The 1,642-nt window shown below is 57.9% G+C and carries 2 protein-coding genes; both read left to right on the top strand.

The genetic code is table 11. The annotated features are described in order from the left end of the window. Positions 1-128 precede the first annotated feature (128 nt). The gene (locus tag GSQ95_RS13490; protein ID WP_158897062.1) at positions 129-1,304 is read left to right on the top strand and encodes a site-specific integrase; all 1,176 of its coding nucleotides are present in this window, start codon (positions 129-131) and stop codon (positions 1,302-1,304) included. An 86-nt stretch (positions 1,305-1,390) separates the two neighbouring features. Then, positions 1,391-1,642 (top strand): hypothetical protein (locus GSQ95_RS26290; protein WP_218580207.1); only part of this gene is annotated, 252 nt, incomplete at its 3' end.

Raw genomic sequence — 1,642 nt, 5'->3', positions numbered from 1 at the left:
CGAGGCGCGCCTGGAGTTCGCGCCCTTCCCGCTCACCCTGCTGGCCAAGGCCACCGCCTGGGACAACGCCGCAAACCCATTCCGGCCGCTGCCCCCGGTGGGCGGCCTGCCGCGGCTATTCAAACAACATGAAGACGCTGTACCAACTGGCCATGGATGAAGAGGTCATCCAGCTCAGACGTAACCCCTTCCGCAAAACCGCAGTGAAGCTCATCAACAAGCCGAAGAAGACCCTCAGCCGCATTGTCATCGAGCAGGCACGTCTCTATCTGGAACAGCTCGAACGCGAAGAGAGGCTGACTCACAAGCGGGCAAAGGCGACGCCGGCCTGGTTCTGGCGGTGCGTATACGAGACCTACTGGAGCACGGGTATGCGCCTGAGCGCCCTTCTCCACATCCGGCCGATGGACGTTGACCTCTACAACAAGAAGATCACGGTCCGTGGTGAGACGGAGAAGACGTACCGGCAGTATCAGGTACCCATCACCCACTCTCTGGAACCCTTCATTCGCAAGCTATGCGAAGCAGCACGACTTTCAGGCATCGGGCAACATGACCAGCTCTTCAACGTCAATCGCTTCTCTGATCACTATGAAAAAGAGGTTATGGATCCTGACCAGGTCGAGGCCTTCTACAAGAAGCTGACGGCAGCCGTCGGCACGCCGATCACGCCCCACCGGTTCCGGCATACCCTCGCTACCGACTTGATGAAAGAGAAGGATCGCAATCTCAACGTTGTACAAACGCTCCTCAACCACTCCAGCATCACCACCACCTTGGGCTACGTCGAGACTGACTTCGAGATCATGCGTGAGGTGATGACTGAGCGAGAATCCCGCGGGCGGCCGACAAGGATGGTGGCGAGGGTCGATGATGGCAGCAGTCGACAAGCCCTTGACCGGGTGCGGCCGCAGCTGATCGAGGGGCCGGTCACTGAGACCAATATTCTTCAGATAGAGAAAACGCCCCATCGGATCACCGATCGTCCAGATCGTGTCAGAAAGGCAGCTGCGATTTCCGAAAGACCTATTTCAAGATCAACGACTGCGTGCCCAGAGGAGCAAGATGCTTCGCAGCACAGGGCCTCGGCATCACATGAGAAGACTGCTACAGGCGGGCCGAATCTTGAAGACATGCAGGAGCTCATGTCGGCCTTGCTCCATCATCTGACTCAGGCGACAACGGTCCCTATACCTGCATTGGCGGGTATGGCGGCCCCAGGGCACCGGGCTGCCACGGGCACTTTGAAACTACCCTCCCCTCAGCTGAGGGCTAGAGTAGGCCAAGGAATGCGTGGCAGCTGAGCCGAGCATTCCGTACGCCACCTGCTACCGCTAGTCGGAATCTGTGACGCGCGTCTCAAGGGATAGCCGTGCGTGATCGATAGATCGTGCCTAGGATTTCCGCAGGCGCGCACGAAAAAGCGCACAGCCATGCGGGTTATGGCTGTGCGCTATCGCAAATTGACATCAAGAAGATGCGCAGCTATGTTTTGCGACAGACGGCTGCTGTCTGCGCTGCGCTGTATCTGCTTCTCCCCAGCAAACCTCTTCTCTCTGATTGGAAAAGGCTCACCAGGAACAAAATGGTGGGTCGTGCAGGATTCGAACCTGCGACCAATTGGTTAAAAGCCAACTGCTCT

Source organism: Pseudomonas sp. BAV 4579 (genome assembly GCF_009765395.1).
In the GTDB taxonomy this organism is placed as follows: domain Bacteria; phylum Pseudomonadota; class Gammaproteobacteria; order Pseudomonadales; family Pseudomonadaceae; genus Chryseomonas; species Chryseomonas aestiva.
Note: the sequence above shows the minus strand (reverse complement) of the source record. Positions and strands in the feature narration are given on the sequence as shown.